Source organism: Thermoplasma sp. (genome assembly GCF_023256435.1).
Lineage (GTDB): Archaea > Thermoplasmatota > Thermoplasmata > Thermoplasmatales > Thermoplasmataceae > Thermoplasma.
Map to the genome: position 1 here is coordinate 1 of NZ_JAGDXM010000050.1, position 23,229 is coordinate 23,229.

Sequence of the window (23,229 nt, forward strand, 5' to 3'; positions counted from 1 at the left end):
GTTCGCTTTCATCCCCTGCCAAGTCAAGGGGTCTTCCCGTTCATGGAGGATAAAAATTTCTAATAGGCATCGGTGATTAAGAGCAGATGAAGATTGCTATACTGATAAGGCATGGAGAGAGCGATATAAATGTCAAAGGAATATTATCCGATACAATTGATAATAATATGCTAACGGAAAAGGGAATAATGCAGGCCCAGCATACGGCGAAAGAGCTTCAGGGCCTGGACATAAAGAATTTCTATTCCAGCCCAATAAAAAGAGCATTCGACACGGCTCAGGTCATTGCAGATGCCTTCAATAAGGACGTTGTAACCGATCAGCGATTGCTTGAGATCGGCCTGGGAAAAGCCCGTGGTAGGCGAGCAAATGAATTCAAGGATGATTTGTACAGTGGCCACATCACCGGTAAGGTCAGAGAGGAACTTGGCATGGAGAAATGGGAAAGCCTGCAGAAAAGGGTTGTTGAAGCCATAGCCTCAAGAGATGGGATAAACGTTTATGTTACTCATTCCGATCCAGTCAGAGCTGCTGTATCCTATTTTCTAGAGATGGGCGAGGAGGAGACCTACGGTTTATCCATAAAGAACGCATCGATGACAATAATAGACGTCGAGATAGGGAAACTCATCACGCTTGGCAGCATCACCATAACCGACAGAGTGAGGGAATACCTCAACCGTAGATGAGTCAAATATTTACCGGTCTTCCCGCAATTTTATGCCTATCCACAAAGAATATCTTGAACATAAGGAATAATATTATGGCTGAGATGCCGAATCCATCTATCGCGGGCCAGACAAGCACCGGTGAGGATGAAAGGGAATACAGGATGAATGTGCCTACGGATGGTGAAGCTGTTCTTGCCAGCTGATTTATCATGCCTATGAAACCCATATACCTGCCGACCTTATCCCTTGGTGCGATCTTAGATGTCACGGTACTTATGTTTGGAGAGGTGAAGTTCTCGCCTATTGTTATCACGATCATGTCAATTATGAGGTAGAAGAGGGTATGCGAAAATGAAACCATCAGATATCCGATGGTGTAAAATACGGAACCAAGTATGAGTCCGTACAGATCCGAATATCTTCTCATCATCCTTGATATGGGATACTGCCCCAAAACCACAACTATACCGTTTACAGCATAAAAATATGCGAGGTTTCTTATTATTATGTGCAGATCATCGACGATGTATATCGGAAGAGTGACCGAAAACTGGGACGATACCATTATGAGGAGAAACACAGGTATGCTGAAGAAGAAGAGTGTGTAATCCTTAACGAGAAAGCCGGATCTCTGTGTTCTGAACCTTGCGTTCGTATTCACGAACATGATAGAAATTATGGTTGCGGTGGCATTTGCAATAGCTACAAAGAGAAATATGAAGGAGAATCCATAAGAGAATATGATCGCGCTGATCAGTGGGCCTATTGCCCACCCAAGGTTTGCCATTATCCTGTATATGGCATATCCCATCTCCCTGTCAGTGCTGGATGTTATATCGGACACTATGGAGTTAGCAGAGGGAAAAACAAGTGATCCTGAAAATGCGGTGAAGATAAACAGTATGGAGATCAGTGCGACATTTCCGTGCGCAAATATCGATAGAAGAAGATATAGGACAAAACCGGATGCATTGCCAACTACCAGTGTTGATTTTCTGCCGAAGGCATCTGCCATGTATCCCGCAAACAGGCTGAAAAGTATTGATATACCAGAGTTGAGAGTGAAAATGAAGCCCACAAAAATAAGGCTCATATGGAGATATGTGTTGAAATATACGGCGAGGAAGGGCCATGTGGCGCCATAGCCTATGGATCTTACGGAGGCTGCAATGCTTACTCCCCACAGCGATCTGTTCCTGTAGTATGGCACTGATGCACCGGCGTCGCTCATTCCTCCGAAATAGTTTACATCTTAATCTATTCTTCCATCTACCGAATAGTTTCGTCAGATGTATCAAAAACGATGAACAACGTTTAAATAATTAAACAAAATGTCTAGAAAAATATGCATAACCCATACACTGTTAGGCAATATGGTCATATATCTGAAATTATGGCTATAATTGGCTATGTTATTCCGACATTTATTCTTGTAACTCCAACATTTTACATCCCATATATATCAAAAACTCTTGGTATACCATATTATACTACATTCATTATAATTGGCTCCCCATATATAGGTAGATTCATAGGTGCCTATATTTATTCACGTTTCAGGTACCTGGGTACGCCGTTCATGCTCTCAATGTCTGTCCTTGGGTTGACATCATTTTCCATTTCCTTTTTGAACAGCGTACCGATCCTAATAATCCTCAGATTCGTGATCGGTATAGCCTTCGGCATATCCACATCATTTGCGGTTGAAGTGGCTGTGAGAACCAGGAAACAGCACATCATAGGATTAACAACAGGTGGCTGGGCAATAGGCTGGATACTTGCAGCCGCCATATCAGCTGTTGTGCCTTACAGATATGCCTCGATGTCTGGCGCGGTGGCCATACCCTTATCGGCCATAGGTGTGCTTCTACGCCGGGTTAACATAGGGCATGTTATAGCATCCGGTTTCAACTTCTCCGTTTACGGTTTTCTGATATACTTTCTGGCGTTCGAGCCAGCCTTCGTCCTGCAGATAATTCCACAAATATATGGATCCGCTGCGTTCCTGGAATCAGAGGTCGCGTATTTTCTCGCTATACCTGCCTACATGATATTTCCTATAATGGCAAAGCGCTATGGTTTCAGAAAGGCCCTGTATTCCATAGCGTCCATTTCAATGATCCTCTCCATCTTTGCATTCCTATATCTCAATTTTTATGCTGCCATCGTCTTCACCGTCTTCGGCCTAGCCGTGAATGCAGTCATACCGGGATTCCTCAGAGACGAAAATCTCAGCCCAGAAAAGATAGGACCATCCATGAATTTTTCAGCAATAAACGGCTTTCTGGTTCCGACGATAATATACCTGATAGGTTCCATAAGGATATCGGCCGTGGCGATCACAATATTCTCGATGGCATGTCTCATAGCCTTATCTGATGTCGGTCATAGAATCTTTTCGCATTCCTCAACCTCTGTACCGCATAAGGCCTGAACGAAACAGTGTCGTATCGGATCGGTTTGAAATGTAAAAGTAATTAAATCAATTTTTGATATTGGTTTGTCTCATCATCTAGTTCCATGAATCGTGAGTGGTAACGACGACGTGAGACTAGAGGTTGCCCTGCCATGGGCCTCGAATCGAGAATATGTGGTGTAGCTTTCGGTGACAATCCGATCAGAGGCGGGCAAAGAGTTCCCCGGAGGGTCAGAGTGCATGAAACGTGAATGCATCTCGTTACTTCCGGGGAAGAGATTTCATCGCCGGGTAATGATAAATGGAGCAGACTATCAAGGTTCAGAATGAGGATTTGAGATACGTTGTTTCTGTCGTGACTTCAAAGGTTAATGTCTACGATATTATAGTCGATCCTGTTTCTGTAAAATTCTACTTTTTCGATAGCGACAATCCGAATATAGATGAGGCATTCGACTCCATAAGAAGGGATCTTATAGACCGGGGATTCATCCCTATGATCCTGCGTGACGGCGAAAATATAATACAGGTGACGAAGAGGCCGCAGCAGAGATACTTTGGCAATGCTGTCAACCTGATTCTTCTTATTGCCACAATATTATCAACTATGTACGTTGGATCGCAGTACTCCATAAACTTCGTTCCCAAAGGTGCATATTACACACTTAGGCTCTGGGGTTATGGCTTTATATTCTTCTCTGCACCACTGCTTCTCATACTGGGAATCCATGAGAGCGCTCACTTTCTGGTGGCAAGAAAACATCATGTGAAGGCCTCGCTTCCGTTCTTCATACCATTTCCCATAGGCATAGGCACATTTGGCGCGTTCATCTCCCTCAGAGATCCGCTCCCCAACCGCAAGGCTATGGCTGAGATTGGCGCAGCTGGTCCTATAGCGGGATTCTTGACCGCATTGCCGCTGATGTTCGTTGCAGATTATTTCCAGAACGTCGTAAAGCCAATACCGCCAGCTTATATACCATTCAAGGTCACATTCCCTCTAATATATCATCTTCTTGGACTGAACGTGAATTTTTCCGGTCCAATTTTCCCTATGGTCTTTGCAGTATGGGTTGGGATGTTCGCGACCGCAATGAACCTCATACCTGCAGGTCAGCTTGATGGAAGCCATATAGTTCGCGGAGTTCTTGGTAGCAGAGCAAATGTTCTTTCCTATGTATTTCTTGGCTTCCTATTCGCGATCGGTTTCTTCTACACTGGCTGGTGGATCATCGCCATATTTGTTGTTTTCACAGGGCTCGTTCATCCACCAGCCCTGAATGATTATTCGAAGATATCAAAGCTTGACATCGCCATAGGCGTGTTCTCACTCATCATGTTCATACTGACATTCACCATAGTGCCGATAAAGCCGGCCTGATGCTGTTGATCAGGGATTTCTTGTATTTCCTTCGTTTTTATTGGCATAATATATAATCCGATCTGCAAACCAGAGGATAACCGCTATCATAAGGCTCGACTCAACGAAGAGAACATCGTTATGTGCTATGTATGAAAATATGGTCAGTGCAATAGCAGGCGGATGTCTGAATCTTGAGTATGTTATGAATATGGCGACCAGACTAACATTCAGATAGATCGATAGATACTGTGTACCCATAAGCATGTGGAAGATCGTTGTCAGTGTTATGACTAAAAGATACGAAATGATGAGTGAATTTGGATGAGAAAATCTGCCTCTGTTTTCCACCGTGATGAGATATGCAGATACGGCAAATGGAGGTGCAAGGAGAATGATCTTAAAAACATAGCTTATCATGCTTATGATCGCAAATAGAATTAGAAAGGATATCATTTGGTGTAATCTTTTCATAATGCATAGCGATATTGAAAAAATATTAAAATATAAGTAAGCTGACCGAAAACAAGCATCAAATGCGTTAGAATGAAAATACGAAATGGTACCAGGCTGAACCTGATGGATCTTAATTTGCAAAAAATGAGCAAGAAAGCTCCGACCTATAGGAAGGGGAGAATGTTAGATTGGTTTTCCGCTGGGTTCAATTCACGTTATACTGTAAATTATATTGAAAGAATTGAATACCGGTATAAAGTGATTTATGAAATTATTTTGATGTTAAAAGAGAAGTTGTGGGTTTGGGGGAAGCTGTAAAACTCTTTCTTCGGACATGAGATACGCGGACTTCACTCAATGGAAATACTCATAAATTGTTTTCCTATATTTTTTGCATCCCCACGATAACCAAGTGGATGATAATTAGGTAAAATCGCTGAGATCCGAGTCCATGCCTGTGAATATCACGATATGGTGCTTGTCTGGATGTCTGAAAAGACAGATCTCCTTTCGATGAGAGGAAGATCCGAAGCTTTAGCTCAGGAATAGCTTACATAGCCGCAATATGAGTGGTCTTATGGGTTTGTCCTTCTGTTCTGTGGGATAAACCTTTTACGATAAGTTTATTCGATCATGTCCTATATTTTTGGTAGGATCCTAAGGATAAAATATGAAGGTTGTCTGCAGTCGGAATGCCTAGGTCGAATTACGGATAATCCCAAGAACATGCCGTGGTCGCAATGAATGAAGAGACTGCAGACAAAGATATAAGAAATCCTCTGCGGGAGAGAGCATATGGGCCATATTCCAGTCAGTGGGTTTCCATATAGAGTTCAAGCGATTGGGAACAAATAGAAGCATTTCATATTGAGTATGTGGGGGTCATCGCAAAATGAATGATGGAGCAAGGATGATCTGGGGTAGAGAAGATCGTGAATCTGCATCGGATAAGATCATACTGGATTATATAAAGAATAGATTCGGAGTTGGTAACGCAATAGAATGGGACGGGATCTACAGAAGGAAGAATTTGGAGGAGAATTCGGAACTTCTATCATTGATCTCACAATGTCTACCTCCGGACAGAATTTCATTCAGATCAGAGGATAGAATACTGCATTCCATGGGAAAGAGTGCAATGGAATATGCATCAATAATGGATGGAGTTGATGTTCCCATAGTTGACGCAGTCGTATATCCTAAAGAAGATGAAATTGAATGCATCATGAATAAGCTCAGGGGAAAGGGAATGATAATATCTTATGGTGGCGGAACTTCGGTCACCGGTGGCTTGAAGCCGAACAGTCAGCATGGCTATGCTGTAAGCTTGGACACCAGAAATTTAAACGTCTTCAATCTGGATGAAAGATCAATGGTTCTTGAGGCAGGATCCGGCCTTCTGGGGCCAGATATTGAAAGGAGGCTCAACGAGCATGGACTTACGCTTGGAAATTTTCCAGAATCATTCCAGTTCTCCACGCTTGGAGGATGGATCGCAACGAATGCGGCGGGCCAGGAGTCAAATAGATACGGCAAGATAAGAGACATGGTTCTCGGCATAAAGATGATATCGCCACGCGGTACTTTCACGGATCATGTCGTACCAGCTGAGTCTGCGTTCTTTAGGGTTGCGGATATAGGAATCGGGAGCGAAGGTGCATTCGGAATCATAACAAGAGCCTGGCTGAAGGTCAGAAGGGTGCCGGATCGTTATTATTATAAAGCGTATATGTTCAGGAACTTTTCTGATGGCCTCGAGGCGCTGAGGAATGAATTTGCATCGGGAAGATCCAGAATAGTGGCCAGGCTCTCGGATGACCAGGAAACTTCGCTGTCTCTCCTTGCGGCGGGGGATTCCGCTGCATACAGACTCTTTCGATCGTACCTGAGATACAGAGGTGTTCATGACGGCGGATCTATACTCATAGTTATGGACGACGGTAAGATAGATATCAAGGGAGGAATAGGACTTGGATCTGCTCCTGCCAGAATGTGGGCTAGGACGAGGTTCGATAGGCCGTATCTTTACAATGAGCTGATCAGGTATGGCATAATAGCTGATACCATAGAAACATCCGTTCTCTGGTCAAAGGCACACGATCTTTATGCTGCAGTTGTATCCGCATTTAAAAATGAATCTGACAGGATGAAGATACCTTCCATCATAATGTGCCATGCCTCTCATGAATATGTATCTGGAACTGCGCTGTACTTCACCTTCCTATTCTACTCAAGAAAGAACAAGGCTGACACGCTGAGATCGCTTAGGAGCGCAATTATGAATGCCATACTGGCATCTGGCGGATCCATATCGCATCATCATGGAATCGGCCAATATCTCAGCGATCTGCTTCCAGCATATAAGGGGTCGGCATTCGAGCTGATAAGCCAGCTGAAGCATTTCCTTGATCCAGACAATATGCTGAATCCTGAAATTATAAAATGAAAGTTATTTATAGCAAATCTTTGATGACTTGATCAATGAGAGCATTATTCATTGTAAACCCATCAGCTGGGCATGGCAGAGCCGGGACGGCATGGGAAAGCCATCGCAAAATAATATTCGATCATCTTGGAGAACATTCCTATGAGATCACGAAACGCCCCGGCCATGCCACAGAGATCGCTAGCAAATTGTCAGAGGGCGAATTCGATGTGGTAGTATCATGTGGCGGAGATGGTACCTTGAACGAGGTGGTCAATGGCGTAGTTGGTAAAAACATTAAAGTGGCGGTGTTGCCTCTTGGGACGGGTTCAGATTTTGGGAAAAGCATAGGGATAAGGACCCTAGAGGATTTTATAGCTGCAATGAAAGCTGGAAACATTTCTGCAGTTGATGTATTCGAAATTAACTTCTCTGATATGAAGCGCAGATATTATCTGAATATTCTGGAGATAGGTTTTGGTGCAGAGGTTATGGATTACGTTAATTCGCATAAATATTTTGGGAGGCGTTCGTTCAGCGTCGGAGTTTTCTCGACAATCTGGAAGATGCATCCTTTCGATCTGTCCATAAGCATTGATGGGGAGGATAAAACGATCTCTACCATTGAAGCTATCCTTGCCAATGGAAAGTATTTCGGCGGGGGAATGATGGCTTCGCCCACATCTGCTATAAATGACGGCCTGCTGGATATTCACATTTTGATGCCCTTTTCAAAGGTGAAGACAGCATTGAATCTGCGCTATCTTGTAGATGGCTCGTATATTGATAGGGGTTATGCACACAGCTTCAGGGGAAGATCCGTATCCGTGAAAAGTCATGGTCATCTGGTTGAAGCAGACGGCGAGGTGATCGGGCGCACTCCGATCAACGTTTCGGTTGCGGGCCAGATCAGTTTCATTGCAAAATGATGATACGTAAATTGAAAGATGTTGCGCTTATCATATGCCCCATTTTTATCAATCCTGGATTCCAGTTTTCGATACAATTCTTGAACAAATTCAGGACTAGACATATGAAAATTTATTGAGTATATATCAATTTTTCAGAAAACGGGTGTTGGACATTAAAACTTCGGGACATGCTTTATCACACAAATGATCATTCACCTGCCCATATCATGCAGAGTCGATATAACTTATAAATCAATCAAGCGGTTTTTGATTTGTAGATGCCCTTCAATTATGATATTATTATGGTTCTATAAGTGAATTACAAGGATAAATAATGATTTTTGTCGATGAAGCTAAAAGAGAAAGATAAGATACAGACGCTGCATTTTATACTGTTCAAAGGAATCATATTGGCAGATATCTGCATCCAATAAAAACAATAACGCTTCATATAGCGACAGTTGGTGGATCAAAAATTATGCATGATTGATTATAAAGTCGGCTAGAAGTTTGTTGTAACCGTCGCGATCCTCCCACATAGTTAGGTGTGAGCAGTCCTTGAATACATGTAGTTCCGACCCAGATATCCTTTCATGTATGACTCTAGCCACGTTTGGCGTAACCTCATCGTATTCGCCAACAGTTATCAGCGTAGGCACATTTATGGACGAGATCTTCTCTGTTATGTCCCAGTCCCTGATCGTTCCAGTTATGGTGAATTCATTCGGGCCATTCATTATCCTGTACACATTTCTTCTCTCGGCATATTCAAGCGATTTTAGAACTTCCGGAGGCCAGTCCTCCGATCTGAGAAGGTGCTGATGGTAGAAGTAGTTGACTGCTTCCTGATAGTCGGGATTATCATAGACACCAGCAGATCCATATTTCTTTATTGCATCCCTGTATTTGCTAGGAAGTTCATCGATCAGTCTATTCATCTCCTTGACGGTGAGCGGAACGGATGATAGTCCACCTGATATTATCAATCCCTTCAGGTGGTCTTGGTACTTCACAGCGTAGGCGAGTGCGAGAGCACCACCGTAAGACGATCCCATCAGGAACACCTTTTCATTACCAAAAATTTTCGAACGGAGGCCCTCTGCCTCTTCGACTCCATAATCTATTGTGAAATTTCGTACATCTGGCTCTTCCGATCTTCCGCATCCGAACTGATCATAGAATAACACGGTTATACCATGCCTGGTAAGATCCCTGAGAGATAGCAGATAGTCATGCGACATCCCAGGTCCACCATGCATTGTCATGAGCTTTGCCTTTTCATCATCGGCTCTGCAGAGCTTGTAATATATGTATATTCCGTTAATCTTGGCATAATTTTCTGTGCATTCATCAGACATTTCAATCCACCAACATCGATCAATGACATTAAGAAAATGTTAAATATAAATTTAGATCATAAATAGATAAAAATTTGGATTTCAATCCTCAACAGCCTCAGTAAGCTCTTCGTTAAACGTCGTTTCTGATATCTTGACATTTCTTGCTTTCACATACGAGTATACGGCGGAAAAGAGGGCCCATGCTGCAAAGGATAAGGAGGCAGCTATGACAGGCGCCGATATTGATATGAACGTGCCGTAGAATACGTAAACGAGTATAGCCGTGACAGCAACGGGAAGGGCTATATTCGAAAGGCCTATCCGCTGCCCCTTCTTTCTCAATATGGCCGGAAGCGAAAGATTTGCTATCATATGTACTAGAAGAGCTGCTAGTGTTGAAAGAACTCCGGTAAACAGAAAGCCTCCAAAGGGGCCAAGGAATTCCACGCTGAGGAAGCCTATGAGAACTGCTGCAGCTACCATGACAAGACCGGCGAGATGCGGCGTTCTTCTCTTGTCATGAACCTTTGAGAGCGATGAAGGAAGGATACCATCTCTACTCATGGACAGCGTTATTCGTGCGACGCTGTTGGAAAAGGTAACGTTGTCCGTTAGTATGCTGTTTATGTAAAATATAGTTATGAGAATGGCCGCCCAAAGCCCTATGTCTACCTGAGCTAGTTTTATTCCTGGTACAAGGTTGTTTGCATAGGATTCCATATTGGCCGGCCCCCATCCAACCGTAAAGGCATAGGCTGCAAAGACAAAGAATATGCCGAGGACTATGGAGGACAATACGACTGCGTTACCTATCATTCTTTTGGCATCCTTCGCCTCTTCACCCAACGGCGTCATCCCGCCGAAACCAGAAAAGGCTGTATACATGAACAGAACGCCAAGCGCGATTCCACTCACACCGTATGAATCATACTTCAATGTGAAGACGCTGGTGGTATTGATGGATGGATGGCTCAGTATTATGAAGAGACCTATAAAAACAACCACGGCTATTTCCAACGATCCCATGACTGATACATATCTGAGCGATCCTTTGATACCTAAAAATGAGACGATATATCCGAATGCGGCCGATGCAATTAGCAGAGGTATCCAGAGATAGGACGAAACCGTCACACCGTATATATAGCTTAGCAGTGCGGGAACAAAGACTGCTATGGATAGAGATATGAACGCCAGGGCGGCTATCTGATACAGAATATAAATCCACCCGGAGAACGATCCGACTCCGCTACCGAAACCATTCTTTATGTAATCATAGTATCCACCCGGACCGGCAACATGGTTGGATATCTTCCTAATGATGACGGCGTTCAGGAACACGATCACGAAAGCTACCACCGCAGCCAGTGGAAGAGATCCAAGAGCAAAGGCTGCAGAACCCGTCATGGTAGCCACCGCAGCGCCTGCCGGTGCCGAAGCAGCAACCCCCTGAAACACAACTTCCCTGAAGTTCAGCACATTTCTTCTGAGAGTCTTTGCCATGATAATACCAGTCAGGTCAATTATTATCAATTATATAATCTTTCCTTAATCATATATTACCAAGAGTAATATGGAAATATATAAATTCTGCCTACTTTGTATATACCATATATAATTGAAATATAGTTTAATTCAGCAAGACAGGATTAAAGTTTCCAACTCAGAAAAGATCGATAATATTTATATGTATTTTCAAGATCTATCATTATGAAGTTTGATTTCTCAAATATCTTTCTGAGCAAGGGGCTAGATTATTTCTCGGATGATCTGGTGCTACAAGACGTTCTGAATTATCTGGGATACGATGCTGATGAGAAGCTCTCTGAGATGGGAAGATACGTCAGCACGGAGATGATAGAGGATTCGATCTTCATTGATCATTACGGTGAACCTGCCTTGCAGACCTGGGGTGTTCTCGATAACCGTACAGATGGAATATGGATATCTAGAACGCATCAGAACATGATCGATAGGTTGCTGGATATGGGTGTTGTATCTAACATCGTTGAGAAAAATGATCTCATGTACCATTTCATATCTGGATATCTTATATCTGATTCCGGTCTGTTCTGCACTCTGACGCTAACAGGTCAGACTGCATACGGTCTTAAGAAATACGGAGGAAAGGATCTCGAGGTCTTTCTGAAGCACTATGTGAACGGCGATCACTGGCTTGGCGCCACCTATTACACCGAGATACAGGGCGGAAGTGATCTCGGCGCAAATCAAACCACCGCGGTTAAATCTGGCAAGAAATATATACTCAATGGGGAAAACAAATACTTTGCAAGCAATGCAGGCCTGGCCGATGGTGCAGTAGTCACAGCCAGAATACAGGGTGCGAAACCAGGCGCAAAAGGCATATCGGTTTTCTTTGTTCCCACGATCAGATCTGACGGTACGCGTAACTATGAGATACGCAGGATAAAGGACAAGCTGGGCACCATAATGGTGCCGACCGGCGAGGTGGTGCTCAAGGATTCTGAAGGATATCTGATGGGCGATGAAAAGAATGGTATATACATAGCGCTGGAGATACTTGAAGTTTCAAGAATAGATGACGCCATAGCTGCGGTGGGTATAGCGCGGAAAGCCCTCTGGGAGGCATATCTCTATTCCAAAAGAAGGACGGCATTCGGAAAGCCCATAATCGATCATCCTCTCATGCTTAGGGATCTGGCTGAGATGGAATCTGAGGTGGAAGCATCAACGGTGCTTTCAATGGTTGCAGCCGACATGTTCAACAGGGCATCGCATTTGACGCCTCCCTACGACGATCAGTACCATATGGCCAGGGCCTTTACGCATATGGCAAAGAACGTGGCATCCTGGTCCAGCGATTATGTCACAAGATATGCAATGGAGGTCTTTGGAGGAAAGGGCTTCCTGAAGGAATTTCCCATAGAGAAGTTCCACAGGGATTCAATCGTTACGTCGTTGTGGGAGGGAACAAGCAACATACAGGCACTTGATTTTCTGGAGCTTGTGCAGAAGAAAGACATAGACGAAAAGATCTTCACGCTAATATGGAACATCATGGAGAACCTTTCATCTGAAAATGCGGCCGTAGTAAAGGCGGCATTCGATTATGTTCGCGAAAAGGTTATGGCCTATAGGAAGTCTGTAAATATGGAGTATTTTGCAAAGGACATGCTCAACCTCTTCGGCTACCTCTCCTCTCTCGCATACATGTTTTCTGTATCTGAAAAAACAGGGAATGTTGGAATGCAGATGGCCGCAAGGATATATTACTATAGGCATTTTCTGGGATCATTGCCACCTGATATTCCATTCGGGGATCTGCACAGGGTCGTTGACTGGATGAACATAGGTGGTGGCGAAAAGGTCATAGAGGTAAAATGATTGCAGAATCATGCGAATAAGGATACGAGTATTATCCCATTTTTCCATCGCTCTAGGTTTCGATGAATCATCCTTCATTGTGCCGGAAGGCATTACATTCGGTGAGATGAAGGAAACCCTGATTGATCGCTTCAGTACTTTTATACGTCCAATAGAAATTGGAATGTATGCAAACATGAGGCCAGAAGACGATCAGTATGTGCTCAAGGACGGCGATACCATATACATATTCCCAAGATCTTCTACACCCTGATTGCAGGAACGGTTATATGAGCAGGTACGTGTGATCCTAATGCGCATAAATTTATATCAAACAGGCATACTTATGCATGGATCCAGAAATTATTTTTAAGAAGATAGACGATCTAGGCGAAGGCCCTACTTTTGACGAAAAGAGGAACAGAGTTTACTGGGTTGACATAAGAGGTAAGAAATTTCACTACCTGAATCTTGATAATTCTGAGATGAAGACTTTCGCTTCCATCGGGATGATATCGTCCATAGTGCCGACTGACAGCAACATGATGGCTGCCACAGTCGATCATGGTTTGTATCTTATTGACGATACAGGAAGGCATACGCTGCTGACTGAGGTGGAAAAGGAACAGAAGTCCACAAGATTCAACGACGGCAAGGCAGATCCGTTCGGTAACTATGTTGCCGGCACCATGGATCTTGAGGAAAAGAGGCCAATAGGATCGCTATACGTCTTGACAGGAAAGACCATCAGGCGTATTCTTGATAATCTAACGATATCCAACGGCATAGCTTGGAACACGAAGAAGAAAGTATTCTATCACATCGATACGCCGAAGAGAAGGGTCGAGGCCTACTCATATGACAGCAGGATGAACATAGAGAGGATAGGTACGGCTGTGGATTTCAGAAACGAGGTGGGAAATCCAGACGGCATGACCATCGATGCTGAAGGTAATCTATGGGTTGCGCACTGGGGCGGTAACAGGATAACGGTTCATGATCCGGAAAAGCAGAAAAAGATAGATGAGATAAAGTTCCCAGCCCAGAATATAACATCATGCGTATTTGCAGGTGATGGACTGCATGACCTTTACGTTTCATCCGCCTCAAATGGAAATGCGGACGATCTCGGTGGAAGTCTCTTCCGCGTGAAAACTGAATACACAGGATCAAGGACCTTTGTATTCAGCGTTCCCTGAAATTCCTTCTGCAAATTTTTCGGCCTTTTCTATGAGGTTGTCCCATTTTTTCAATATGTCGGAATACTTTTCCGCGATCGTCTCAAGATCCTGCATCTCCACCACGTCGATGTAATTCTCAGGTTCATAGGGTTTTATATTCGTACCATCTTTCAACATTTTTCCTATGTCAATATAGCTTTCTCTCCAGTCATGCTTCATCTTGAAGGCGTTCCACGCATTTCCGGTTGCAAAGATCTCATCCGGGAGCTTCTGTATATTAGAGATGAAGCGAATGTTTTCTATAAGTGTCTTGAAATGCGATAGGGCATCTGAAAAATAATCAATGAATTCTACAAATGAATCTTTCATTATCTGAAAATCTCTATGATATCCGGAGGTCTTGTTCAAAAACGTGGACCAGATCATAACCGCATTTGACATTGAAAGTGAGGCTATACCCTGAAGAAGTTCTAAATAATCCGGATTTCTCTTGTTTGGCATCAGTGAGCTCCCCGTTGTGAATGCATCAGGCAAAGCAACGTAACCCATTCTATAATAATCAATGAGATCCATCGCGATCCTGGAGATGAACACCGCGGTCTGCGTTATTGAATTCGCGACTGATGTGAACACGTACTGGTAAAGAGATGCGGCAAACATAGGGTTTTTATGAGGCTGTCCCAGTCCAAGCATCACAGCCATGGTGTAAAGCGATCCGGAGAAAGGGCTTCCATACCCGGATCCATATCCGTAGGCAAGATCAGAGACGATGGATACGGAATGATCGATCGCTTTGATATGGAAAGCAAGCGATTCCTCTATGTAGTTGAGATAGGTTCTGGCAGATATCGGCATCGCTGGCATGAAATGTGTAGATCCAGGCAGCAAAGCATCTGTTTCCAGGTTTTCTAGCACTTTTATGCACTGCAGCATATCCGAAACAATCTTTGCAGTTCTCTCAATCGTGAACATGAGAACGTTGTTGTGAACCTGTTCATTCCTTGAGAGATAGAGACGAAGATTATGACCCAGTTTTCCGCACCTGTCCTCAACTGCATTCTCCACAACGGTATGTGCATCCTCATAGTCGATGGTGATCGACGGTGGATCCCTCAGAATATATAGGAGCGTATGAATGATGCATATTGATTCATCCCTGTCGATGGCGCGTTTCTCATAAAGATCCAGATGATAGGCTATCAGCGATAGTATTTCATACTTCAACAGCTGGCGTTCTGCATCGATATCGCGTTTCACAAAAGGCTCCGTCGCGTTCCATCCATGATCCTTATGCAATCCCCCTTCCCAGAGCTTCATTCCATCATCCCGCTAGATTCTTTTTCTTTCTTATAGATCAAAATAAGATCCGGCCATCTCTTGATCAACAGCTGTTTTTCTGTTATGCGAGTGCACAGTGGCATTTCCGTATACCTCTATGAAGCCCTTTGATACCCTCTGATCGAATTTACTGGAACTGTAGTTTATCAGATCCCTGTTGTATATGAACGTGCTTCCCCAGGCACCCTCATTGAAGATATGTCCACCGAATAGCTTCATCCTGATCTCTCCCGTTATGTCTCTGTTGAATTCGGCTTCTGCTGCATTTATGGCGTTCATAACTGGATCATGCCAGAGTCCACCGTAGACGAATTTTGAAAACTGCCAGTCTAGCATCATCTTTACCTCTGCTTCATTCCTGTTGAGGATCAGGGACTCCAGATATCTGTGGGCGTGGGTGATCACAGCTGCGGCAGGGCATTCATAAACCTCATGACTCTTGAGTCCCACGACCCTGTTTTCCACGTGATCGATGAGCCCGATCCCGGCCGATCCAGCGAGGGCATTCAGCTTCATGATCAGATCCGAGAGCTTCATCTTTTCACCATTCATCTCCGTGGGAATGCCACCGTCGAAGGCAAGCGTGATCTCAACATTCTTTTCCGCCTTCCATGGTGGAACGACCCATTCATAGACATCCTCAGGCAACCCCTTTCCGATATCTTCAATATCGGGGCCCTCAACGGATCTCCCCCAAATGTTCTCGTCTATGGAATATTTGCCGTCCAGCTTCACAGGTATCCCATGGGTTTTTGCGTATTCTATCTCGTCGCTGCGCATCATGTTCCATTCCCTCACAGGAGCCAGAACTTCTATGGAGGGATCAAATGCCTTTATGGAAACCTCGAACCTCACCTGATCGTTTCCCCTGCCAGTAGACCCATGGACTATGTATTTGGCCCCAATTTTATGCGCATAATGAACAGCCTCTTCTGCCATGAGTGGCCTTGCTAAAGCAGTTGAAAGAGGATATCCCTCGTAGTTTCCATTGGACATAATCGATTTTGCTATGAATCTGTCTGCAAATTGATCCTTGGCATCATGAACAAAAACTGGATACGCACCCAGCGATTCGGCTTTGGCAGCAATCGCGTTCAAATCCGTATTGCCCACATCAAGAGTGAGCGTTGAGACGCTAAGCGACAATTTCTCCTGAAGCCAGCTTATCATTACGGATGTATCAAGACCTCCAGAATAAAGCAGAAGAGCTTTTTCCATGGGCATCCATTTATATTCGATATAAACAATTTTTCGTTGATATTTGAATTTTTAAAAACAATTCAACATTATTTTGTCATTAAGTAAAAAATATTATATTCAAAACTAATATTACATATTATGAATAGAAGAATAAGGGGAGATGTGGAAGAGAGGACGATGGATTATCTTGTGAAAAGGCCAGAGATATTCACGTTGCTCAATACCGGCATAGTCAATCTCAATGGACTGGCAGCTCTCATAAGCAGAGAAAATGGAGATCTAAATCCGCTTTCGGTCAGGTCGGCGCTGCAGAAGATTATGAAAAGCGGAAGGATAACTGATTATCGCAAGGCTACTGATGATCTTTTAAGGAAAAGCAAGGTGACTCTGCAGGATAAGGTATCCGTTATAACGGCCAAGAGGAAGCTGGATATGGATTTTCTCTCCGTAACGTTCCTTACGGATTCTGTGGTTTATATCGTCGATGAAACAAGATCCAAGAACATACCCCGGGATGCGAATGTTGAAAGGAACGTCAGCCTGATCCATATCTTTTCGCCATATGACATAGTTTCCACCCCTGGTTTCGCGTTGAATGTGGTTCAGCGAATATACGCTGCGGGAATAAACATATTACAGCTCATATCATGTTCCAATGAAACCATGATAGTCGTGAATAGGGAGGATGCAGTCAAGGCTTATTCTGCGCTGACAGCCTACTGATCGAATTCATTATGTGGCCGTCATCTTTCTATCGGAATAACAGGATTAAGATCGACGGAGTCTGACAATCTTCGGTCACGGGCCCCACATCTCCTACAATTATGATATATCTTTTCATTCAAGGTATGTCATCTCCTAAGTTTTCGATTCTTTATTGTTTTTCATTTGGTGAAGTTAGTTTAAAAAAATTTAAATAAACTTCACAATTCCATCATCCATGATCATGGACATAAAACTCGATCGACATCCTCTGGTCTTCATAGGCCATGGGCATGAATTTGATGAGAAGATAGTGGCTTTTTCCCAGGAAGCTTCGATCATCTATGCATTCACCGATGAGAGGATCGTCGATCCACATGTCTCAGTTGTTTCTGGGAAATTTGAGGATGGAATAGAGACCGTCAGGGATGTTAGGCCCATCATCACCTTCATTTCCACCGAGGATGAGGTTCTAGACGCGCAGCTCGCCAGCATGGCATCTCTGTATTCAACCATGGTTTACATACCGGATCGCGTGATGCTGAGCGATATAAATCTTTGCGCGTTGATAAAGAAAGGGCCTGTATCGATAGGCATATCGACAAAGGGGAAGAGTCCGGCTATGACCGTTATGATAAAGAAGAGGCTCAATGCATGCATCGATAAATATGGCATAATCACCAGAGAGGATGCCCTGATGATAGATTTTATCTCCAGAAACAGAACTAAGATAATTTCAGGAATACGTGACAGAAGAAGGCGCCGCGTTATGATGTACAAGATCGCCGTTGACAGGAACATGAGAAGCATGGTTGCATCTGGTACAGGTGATCCGGATAAGATGCTGGAAAGTCTGATCGATGGACAATGACAGCAAGAAAATACTATATAATAGGCGTTGGACCGGGCGATCCAGATCTAATGAGTATTCGCGCCGTCAGATCTATTCAGGAATCGGATCTCATACTCTACGACAGCCTTATTCCAGAAGATATCCTGATCCGTTTCTGCTCAGAAAAGAAGAAGATCCATGTGGGTCACAGATCCTCAAAAGACCATCATGACATCATGGAGAGGATATCGGACATCCTCGATAATACTGAAGATGCTGTGGTTGCCCATCTTAAATCCGGCGATCCTGCAGTTTTTTCTCATCTTCATGAGGAGGTCGATATGCTGGTTCATCGCGGTATAAGCTATGAGATCGTTCCCGGCATATCATCGGCGATTGCAGTGCCGGAGATGGCCGGAATCGCACTTACTGGACGGGGCTTTTCGGAATAGTTAACCATAGTGTCCGCGAGTGATGCCAGCGGAAATTTCAATGAAGCTGAGATAAGATCGGCTATGGCTGCATCAGGATCCGTGGTCATAATGATGGGTGCGAGATATCTGGGAAAGATCAGGGATCTTCTGGTTTCAATGGATTACCGAAAGCCTGTCGTCGTAATAGAGAACGGAACGAGGCCGGATCAGAATGTGTCGTTCTTCAGACAGCCGCTGGATATAACTGCAGAGTATGCAAATTCACCAGCATTGATAGTGACCGGTCAGATCATCAACCTCAGGGAGGTGGGTAGGAAAGATGAGGATAAGATACGAAATTGAATTTGATTCCGGATCCATGCGCCTGAGTTCTCCAAACCATTCCGCGGTGATAAACATGGGATTGAATGCAGTGATTGCCGGAGATCTCGAAAAAATCATATTTGACGCTATATACGCCGAAGTTCTGAATCAGATGGGAAGCGATCGTAGGGAACATGATTTCAAGATGATAGAGGAGAGAAGCTTTTCCATAATAGATTCGATGCTTCCACGGGATATCGGATATCCCATGCGCTATATAGTCATGAAGATTGTGCATTCCACGGCGGACTTCGCCATGGTAAATCTTGTGAGATACAGCGAAGGATTCTTCCAATCCATGGTCTCCAGGTTGAGAGCAGGAACTACTATAATCGTGGACAGCGAGATGGTGAGGTCCGGCATATACGCTAAACCGGTTCTCAATAAGAACAAGATCGCCTGTTATCTGAATGACGATGAAACCGCGGAAATAGCGGAACAGAGAGGTATAACGAGATCCGCCGCTGGGATCATGAAGGGTCTTCTGAAGAACAGGAATTCGGTCATCGTGATTGGTAATTCTCCAACTGCGCTTGATCAGGCGATAACGATGATCGAAGAAAATGGATGGTATGACGTACCTGTAGTCGGTGTACCTGTCGGATTCGTGAATGCAAAGAGCGTGAAGGATCGACTCATGTCAAGCTCAATCGAGCATTTCACGGTCTATGGCCACCGTGGTGGTAGTTCCGTAGCAGCTTCCATAGTGAATGGATTTGGGAGGTTTCTGTGATGTATGGAAAAATATACATAATTGGCATTGGCCCGGGCAGCCCCGATCACATGACGCCCGCGGCAAGGAAGGCGTTAGCCAGCAGCGATGTTATAATCGGCTTTTCGCTGTACGTCTCCTTCGTGAGGGAAGAATTCCCGGAAAAGAAATACGAGATCAGTGGAATGCAGAACGAGCTTGCAAGAGCAAGGCGTGCAATCGATCTGGCGGATCAGGGTATGACCGTTGCGGTCATATCAAGTGGCGACGCAGGAATATACGGTATAGCGGCACCAACACTGGAGATGATGCAGAGAAAGGGATCCAATGTTGAAGTGGAAATAGTGCCGGGTATTTCAGCCTTATCTTCTGCCGCCTCTCTCCTTGGATCCCCGTTGACAAACGACTTTGCGGTCATAAGCATGAGCGATCTGCTGACACCTCTCGAAGTGGTAATGAAACGCGCTGAGATCTTTGCGAAATCAGACATAGTCACCGTGATATACAACCCGCGAGGTTCTAGATTTCCAGACAACCTCAGGAAGGCAATAGACATATTTGCAAAGTACAGAGATCCGAATACGGTGGTCGGTATAGTTAGGAATGCCTACAGGGAAGGCCAGTCTGTTAAAATAACGAAGCTCTCTGAGATCGTCCCGGAGGAGATCGATATGCTGACTACCGTCATTGTGGGTAATTCTGAGACCTTCGTTTACAGAGATATGATGGCTACTAGGCGTGGATACAGCAAGAAATACAGCATCGACGCATGACTCAGTCAAATCCATTCCAGCAGTATGGCATAACGAGCGGATCGGCTGCTGCAGCCGCAGCGAAAGCGTCCGCTCTGGCCGCAGGCGGAACGGTCGTGGATTACGTCGGTATACCGACGCCGATAGGCATCAGGATAGAGATAAGGGTTGAGATGATGAGACAGCTGAAGACCGGATCAGGTATGGCCCGCGTCAGGAAGTTCTCCGGGGACAACCCGGACATTCTGAATAACGCGGTATTTCAGAGCGTGGCAATTCTTCGTTCAGAGGAGGGAATACGTATACATGCAGTGAAGGGTATAGGGAAGGTTGTTTCAGGCGGGCTTCCTGTTGGCCAAGGTGAATACGCCATCAACCCCATCGCTAGGATGATGATCGAGAATGCAGTTCGCGAAGCGATATCATCAGGAGGCTGCGACATATTTCTGTCCGTTCCTGAAGGAGAGGATCTTGCCAGATCCACGATGAATCCAAGGGTCGGAATAATCGGCGGAATATCCATAATTGGAACGACAGGAATCGAGGAGCCAGTTTCCGGTCCAGATTACTCATCCCATCTTGAATATCTTCTGAAGACAGGCAGGTGCGCCAGCAGCGTAGCAGTATTGTGTCCAGGAAATACCGCACTTAAATTTGCGGAAATGTATCTTACGCTGCCACCGTCCTCCTTCATTCTGATCGGTGATAGAGTAGGGGACGCAATAACACTTGCTCTAAAAAATGGATTCAGAGAGATACTGATATTTGGCCTGCCGGGAAAACTTGTCAAGCTTGCCGCTGGAGTGACGAATACGCACAGTCGCATTGCAGATGCGAGGTTCGAGACCATAGCAGCCTATGCGGCTCTGGTGGGAGTGAGCAGGGATACGATTGCGAGAGTATTGGATTCAAACACAGTTGAAAGCGCATTTTCAGTTCTGCGCGATGAGGGCGTGATGGATGAGGTGGCCAATCTATTGGTGGATCGCATAGTGCAGAGGCTGCGTACTCTTTTCGGAGAGAGTACAGCATTCTCATGCATAATGATCGATTCGCATGGAAAGCCGTATGCACTGCGTTTGAGCGAAGGTATAAAGGCTCTGGTGAGTAAATATGGATCTGAAGCAATGGGATTATGATGTCTACGGGATCCCCGACGAGGTTTTTTTCAGATCGGAGGGCATACCGATGACGAAGAGGGAAATACGCATACTTAGCCTTTCGAATCTGATGCTCAGGCGTGGAATGAGCGTCATGGATATAGGCTGTGGATCTGGATCGATGACCGTTGAGATATCCAACATCGTGGGTCCGGATGGCAGCGTGATGGGCATAGACATCAGAGAGGATGCCGTTGATCTGGCCGCTAAAAACTGTGCTGCACTATGTCGCTACAGAAATTACACGGTGGAGATGGCCGATATTTATGACTTTCGAGGCGATAGAAAGTTCGATGCTGTATTCGTCGGCGGCGGAACGGCCGAAATAGGGAGACTCTTCGATAAGATAACTGAGATAACACATGATGGTTCCAGGGTTGTTGTGAACGCGATCCAGCTTCACACAGCTTATCAATCCCTGGACGAGATGATTAGGCGTGGATACAGCGATGTGGATGTTGTTCAGGCGATGATAAGCAAGGGCATGCGCACATCAGAGGGATATGCGATGATAGCGAGGAATCCAATCTTTGTAATATCGGGTGCATCCCCATGAAGATGTACGTCGTCGGTCTTGGTCCCGGGGATCCCGAGTACATAACCGTGAAAGCTGTAAACGTTCTGAAACAGAGCGATATTATATTCGTACCTGGATCCTCCGCTGATCGCAGCATCTCGAAGAACATAATAAGGGATCTTGCGGAAAGGCACGGCTTTTCAGATACTGAAACGGTTGATCTGGAATTCCCCATGACCAGAGATCGAGAGTTCAACAGGATGGCATGGGAAAGGAACGTTTCAATGATAATTGGAGCGGTCTCCTCTGGCAAAACGGTATCCTATGCTGTACTTGGCAATCCAACGCTTTACAGCACATTCAGCAACATACTCGAGGACGTGAGGAAACAGGGCGTGGAGGTTGTATTTGTGGCTGGTGTTAGTTCCCTGGACGCCTGTTCATCAGTTGCAGGCATGAATCTTGCGAAGGGCGACGAGAGCATAGCCATCATAACGTATAATGATTTCATGAAGCGGCAGCGGCTTGACTTTGATACCGTCATAATCATGAAGGTTCCCGGCGGATCGGCCATGATTGAGGAGGCCAGAAGGCGGTTTCCAGAATTCAGATCATGCGTCTATGCTAGGAGATGCACGATGCCACAGCAGATCATAAGAGATCAGCCAGGGGAAGATCAGGCCGACTATTTTTCGATGATCATATTGAGGAGGTGATGAAATGGCGAAGGTATACATTGTTGGTGCCGGGCCAGGAGATCCTGATCTCCTGACCGTCAAGGCAAGGAGAATAATAGAATCGTGTGATGTGATAATATACGCGGGATCTCTGGTGAATCCTGAGATTATAAAGCTCGCAAAGCCAGATGCGGAGGTTTACAACAGCGCTCAGCTTGACCTTGATCAGATCATGGGGATAATCAGGGAAGCATATGATCGTGGAAAAAACGTAGCAAGGGTTCATTCAGGCGATCCTCATATATACGGCGCGCTGAAGGATCAGACATCCGTTCTGGAGCAGCTTGGGATACCGTATGAGGTAATTCCTGGCGTGAGCGTCCTGACGTCTGCAGCGGCGTCGCTTGGCATAGAGCTCACGATGGACGGGATATCGC

At 44.9% G+C, this 23,229-nt stretch carries 24 protein-coding genes; 18 read left to right on the forward strand and 6 right to left on the reverse strand.

What is annotated here, in order from left to right:
- Window positions 1-86: 86 nt before the first annotated feature.
- Complete coding sequence (locus Q0C15_RS06945) at window positions 87-689, forward strand: 2,3-diphosphoglycerate-dependent phosphoglycerate mutase (protein WP_297217663.1); 603 nt, start codon at window positions 87-89, stop codon at window positions 687-689.
- Between the two features lies 1 nt (window position 690).
- On the opposite strand, the gene Q0C15_RS06950 is transcribed toward Q0C15_RS06945, so the two are convergent.
- Entirely contained in the window at window positions 691-1,902 is a 1,212-nt protein-coding gene (locus Q0C15_RS06950; RefSeq protein ID WP_297217666.1) for an MFS transporter, read from the reverse strand.
- A 114-nt stretch (window positions 1,903-2,016) separates the two neighbouring features.
- On the opposite strand from Q0C15_RS06950, the gene Q0C15_RS06955 reads away from it, so the two are divergent.
- Together Q0C15_RS06955 and Q0C15_RS06960 are read left to right on the forward strand one after the other, a co-directional pair.
- Window positions 2,017-3,105 (forward strand): MFS transporter, encoded by a 1,089-nt coding sequence (locus tag Q0C15_RS06955; protein ID WP_297217669.1) that lies wholly within the window; start codon window positions 2,017-2,019, stop codon window positions 3,103-3,105.
- Window positions 3,106-3,388: 283 nt separating this feature from the next.
- On the forward strand, window positions 3,389-4,468 hold the full coding sequence (locus Q0C15_RS06960) for a site-2 protease family protein (protein WP_297217672.1): 1,080 nt from the start codon (window positions 3,389-3,391) through the stop codon (window positions 4,466-4,468).
- A 9-nt stretch (window positions 4,469-4,477) separates the two neighbouring features.
- On the opposite strand, the gene Q0C15_RS06965 is transcribed toward Q0C15_RS06960, so the two are convergent.
- Complete coding sequence (locus tag Q0C15_RS06965; protein ID WP_297217675.1) at window positions 4,478-4,867, reverse strand: HPP family protein; 390 nt, start codon at window positions 4,865-4,867, stop codon at window positions 4,478-4,480.
- Between the two features lie 946 nt (window positions 4,868-5,813).
- Here Q0C15_RS06965 and Q0C15_RS06970 point away from each other — a divergent pair.
- Together Q0C15_RS06970 and Q0C15_RS06975 are read left to right on the forward strand one after the other, a co-directional pair.
- Window positions 5,814-7,349 (forward strand): FAD-binding oxidoreductase, encoded by a 1,536-nt coding sequence (locus Q0C15_RS06970; protein ID WP_297217677.1) that lies wholly within the window; start codon window positions 5,814-5,816, stop codon window positions 7,347-7,349.
- A 35-nt stretch (window positions 7,350-7,384) separates the two neighbouring features.
- Window positions 7,385-8,257: a diacylglycerol kinase family protein gene (locus tag Q0C15_RS06975; protein ID WP_297217679.1), complete on the forward strand. Its 873-nt coding sequence runs from the start codon at window positions 7,385-7,387 to the stop codon at window positions 8,255-8,257.
- A gap of 458 nt (window positions 8,258-8,715) precedes the next feature.
- Here Q0C15_RS06975 and pip read toward each other — a convergent pair whose 3' ends face one another.
- Together pip and Q0C15_RS06985 are read right to left on the reverse strand one after the other, a co-directional pair.
- Entirely contained in the window at window positions 8,716-9,597 is an 882-nt protein-coding gene (pip, locus tag Q0C15_RS06980) for a proline iminopeptidase (RefSeq protein ID WP_297217681.1), read from the reverse strand.
- An 81-nt stretch (window positions 9,598-9,678) separates the two neighbouring features.
- Complete coding sequence (locus tag Q0C15_RS06985) at window positions 9,679-11,082, reverse strand: APC family permease (protein ID WP_297217684.1); 1,404 nt, start codon at window positions 11,080-11,082, stop codon at window positions 9,679-9,681.
- Window positions 11,083-11,289: 207 nt separating this feature from the next.
- On the opposite strand from Q0C15_RS06985, the gene Q0C15_RS06990 reads away from it, so the two are divergent.
- From Q0C15_RS06990 to Q0C15_RS07000, 3 genes are all read left to right on the forward strand, one after another.
- Window positions 11,290-12,945: a DNA alkylation response protein gene (locus Q0C15_RS06990; protein ID WP_297217686.1), complete on the forward strand. Its 1,656-nt coding sequence runs from the start codon at window positions 11,290-11,292 to the stop codon at window positions 12,943-12,945.
- Window positions 12,946-12,955: 10 nt separating this feature from the next.
- Window positions 12,956-13,198 carry a hypothetical protein gene (locus tag Q0C15_RS06995; RefSeq protein ID WP_297217689.1) on the forward strand — a complete coding sequence of 81 codons (243 nt, stop codon included), beginning with the start codon at window positions 12,956-12,958 and terminating at the stop codon, window positions 13,196-13,198.
- 76 nt (window positions 13,199-13,274) lie between these two features.
- Window positions 13,275-14,123 (forward strand): SMP-30/gluconolactonase/LRE family protein, encoded by an 849-nt coding sequence (locus Q0C15_RS07000; RefSeq protein ID WP_297217693.1) that lies wholly within the window; start codon window positions 13,275-13,277, stop codon window positions 14,121-14,123.
- Here Q0C15_RS07000 and Q0C15_RS07005 read toward each other — a convergent pair.
- Window positions 14,094-15,422 carry a lyase family protein gene (locus Q0C15_RS07005; protein WP_297217696.1) on the reverse strand — a complete coding sequence of 443 codons (1,329 nt, stop codon included), beginning with the start codon at window positions 15,420-15,422 and terminating at the stop codon, window positions 14,094-14,096. The two genes, Q0C15_RS07000 and Q0C15_RS07005, sit on opposite strands and share 30 nt — an antisense overlap.
- A 30-nt stretch (window positions 15,423-15,452) precedes the next feature.
- Window positions 15,453-16,661 (reverse strand): argininosuccinate synthase, encoded by a 1,209-nt coding sequence (locus Q0C15_RS07010; protein WP_297217699.1) that lies wholly within the window; start codon window positions 16,659-16,661, stop codon window positions 15,453-15,455.
- A gap of 120 nt (window positions 16,662-16,781) precedes the next feature.
- Between Q0C15_RS07010 and Q0C15_RS07015 the strand changes: the two genes are divergently transcribed.
- The 10 genes from Q0C15_RS07015 to Q0C15_RS07060 all read left to right on the forward strand — a co-directional run.
- The gene (locus tag Q0C15_RS07015; RefSeq protein WP_110640804.1) at window positions 16,782-17,366 is read left to right on the forward strand and encodes an ACT domain-containing protein; all 585 of its coding nucleotides are present in this window, start codon (window positions 16,782-16,784) and stop codon (window positions 17,364-17,366) included.
- 223 nt (window positions 17,367-17,589) lie between these two features.
- Entirely contained in the window at window positions 17,590-18,216 is a 627-nt protein-coding gene (locus Q0C15_RS07020; protein WP_237265266.1) for a bifunctional precorrin-2 dehydrogenase/sirohydrochlorin ferrochelatase, read from the forward strand.
- Window positions 18,213-18,629, forward strand: coding sequence for an SAM-dependent methyltransferase (locus tag Q0C15_RS07025; RefSeq protein WP_297217704.1), 417 nt, complete (start codon window positions 18,213-18,215; stop codon window positions 18,627-18,629). Before Q0C15_RS07020 ends, Q0C15_RS07025 begins: the two co-directional genes overlap by 4 nt.
- 9 nt (window positions 18,630-18,638) lie before the next feature.
- On the forward strand, window positions 18,639-18,953 hold the full coding sequence (locus Q0C15_RS07030) for a hypothetical protein (protein WP_297217707.1): 315 nt from the start codon (window positions 18,639-18,641) through the stop codon (window positions 18,951-18,953).
- Entirely contained in the window at window positions 18,931-19,707 is a 777-nt protein-coding gene (locus tag Q0C15_RS07035) for a precorrin-8X methylmutase (protein WP_297217710.1), read from the forward strand. Before Q0C15_RS07030 ends, Q0C15_RS07035 begins: the two co-directional genes overlap by 23 nt.
- Window positions 19,707-20,459 (forward strand): precorrin-3B C(17)-methyltransferase, encoded by a 753-nt coding sequence (cobJ, locus tag Q0C15_RS07040; protein ID WP_297217712.1) that lies wholly within the window; start codon window positions 19,707-19,709, stop codon window positions 20,457-20,459. The genes Q0C15_RS07035 and cobJ overlap by 1 nt, the downstream gene beginning before the upstream one ends.
- Window positions 20,456-21,577, forward strand: coding sequence for a cobalt-precorrin-5B (C(1))-methyltransferase CbiD (cbiD, locus tag Q0C15_RS07045; protein ID WP_297217715.1), 1,122 nt, complete (start codon window positions 20,456-20,458; stop codon window positions 21,575-21,577). Before cobJ ends, cbiD begins: the two co-directional genes overlap by 4 nt.
- Entirely contained in the window at window positions 21,552-22,154 is a 603-nt protein-coding gene (gene cbiT / locus Q0C15_RS07050; protein ID WP_297217718.1) for a precorrin-6Y C5,15-methyltransferase (decarboxylating) subunit CbiT, read from the forward strand. Before cbiD ends, cbiT begins: the two co-directional genes overlap by 26 nt.
- Window positions 22,151-22,831 carry a precorrin-2 C(20)-methyltransferase gene (cobI, locus tag Q0C15_RS07055; RefSeq protein ID WP_110640816.1) on the forward strand — a complete coding sequence of 227 codons (681 nt, stop codon included), beginning with the start codon at window positions 22,151-22,153 and terminating at the stop codon, window positions 22,829-22,831. The genes cbiT and cobI overlap by 4 nt, the downstream gene beginning before the upstream one ends.
- Before the next feature lie 4 nt (window positions 22,832-22,835).
- Window positions 22,836-23,229, forward strand: a 394-nt coding sequence (locus Q0C15_RS07060; protein ID WP_297217722.1) for a cobalt-precorrin-4/precorrin-4 C(11)-methyltransferase, incomplete at its 3' end; no start/stop codon positions are given.

Coding starts and splice junctions, on each gene's coding strand:
- Q0C15_RS07015 (WP_110640804.1), top strand. CDS start 16,782: ATGAATAGAAGAATAAGGGGAGATGTGGAAGAGAGGACGATGGATTAT.
- cbiD (WP_297217715.1), top strand. CDS start 20,456: ATGACTCAGTCAAATCCATTCCAGCAGTATGGCATAACGAGCGGATCG.
- Q0C15_RS06965 (WP_297217675.1), bottom strand. CDS start 4,867: ATGATAAGCTATGTTTTTAAGATCATTCTCCTTGCACCTCCATTTGCC.
- Q0C15_RS06985 (WP_297217684.1), bottom strand. CDS start 11,082: ATGGCAAAGACTCTCAGAAGAAATGTGCTGAACTTCAGGGAAGTTGTG.
- Q0C15_RS06990 (WP_297217686.1), top strand. CDS start 11,290: ATGAAGTTTGATTTCTCAAATATCTTTCTGAGCAAGGGGCTAGATTAT.
- Q0C15_RS06955 (WP_297217669.1), top strand. CDS start 2,017: ATGCATAACCCATACACTGTTAGGCAATATGGTCATATATCTGAAATT.
- Q0C15_RS06950 (WP_297217666.1), bottom strand. CDS start 1,902: ATGAGCGACGCCGGTGCATCAGTGCCATACTACAGGAACAGATCGCTG.
- Q0C15_RS07020 (WP_237265266.1), top strand. CDS start 17,590: ATGGACATAAAACTCGATCGACATCCTCTGGTCTTCATAGGCCATGGG.
- cbiT (WP_297217718.1), top strand. CDS start 21,552: ATGGATCTGAAGCAATGGGATTATGATGTCTACGGGATCCCCGACGAG.
- Q0C15_RS06945 (WP_297217663.1), top strand. CDS start 87: ATGAAGATTGCTATACTGATAAGGCATGGAGAGAGCGATATAAATGTC.
- Q0C15_RS06995 (WP_297217689.1), top strand. CDS start 12,956: ATGCGAATAAGGATACGAGTATTATCCCATTTTTCCATCGCTCTAGGT.
- Q0C15_RS07025 (WP_297217704.1), top strand. CDS start 18,213: ATGACAGCAAGAAAATACTATATAATAGGCGTTGGACCGGGCGATCCA.
- Q0C15_RS07035 (WP_297217710.1), top strand. CDS start 18,931: ATGAGGATAAGATACGAAATTGAATTTGATTCCGGATCCATGCGCCTG.
- Q0C15_RS07000 (WP_297217693.1), top strand. CDS start 13,275: ATGGATCCAGAAATTATTTTTAAGAAGATAGACGATCTAGGCGAAGGC.
- Q0C15_RS06975 (WP_297217679.1), top strand. CDS start 7,385: ATGAGAGCATTATTCATTGTAAACCCATCAGCTGGGCATGGCAGAGCC.
- cobI (WP_110640816.1), top strand. CDS start 22,151: ATGAAGATGTACGTCGTCGGTCTTGGTCCCGGGGATCCCGAGTACATA.
- pip (WP_297217681.1), bottom strand. CDS start 9,597: ATGTCTGATGAATGCACAGAAAATTATGCCAAGATTAACGGAATATAC.
- Q0C15_RS06970 (WP_297217677.1), top strand. CDS start 5,814: ATGATCTGGGGTAGAGAAGATCGTGAATCTGCATCGGATAAGATCATA.
- Q0C15_RS07010 (WP_297217699.1), bottom strand. CDS start 16,661: ATGGAAAAAGCTCTTCTGCTTTATTCTGGAGGTCTTGATACATCCGTA.
- Q0C15_RS07005 (WP_297217696.1), bottom strand. CDS start 15,422: ATGAAGCTCTGGGAAGGGGGATTGCATAAGGATCATGGATGGAACGCG.
- Q0C15_RS06960 (WP_297217672.1), top strand. CDS start 3,389: ATGGAGCAGACTATCAAGGTTCAGAATGAGGATTTGAGATACGTTGTT.
- cobJ (WP_297217712.1), top strand. CDS start 19,707: ATGTATGGAAAAATATACATAATTGGCATTGGCCCGGGCAGCCCCGAT.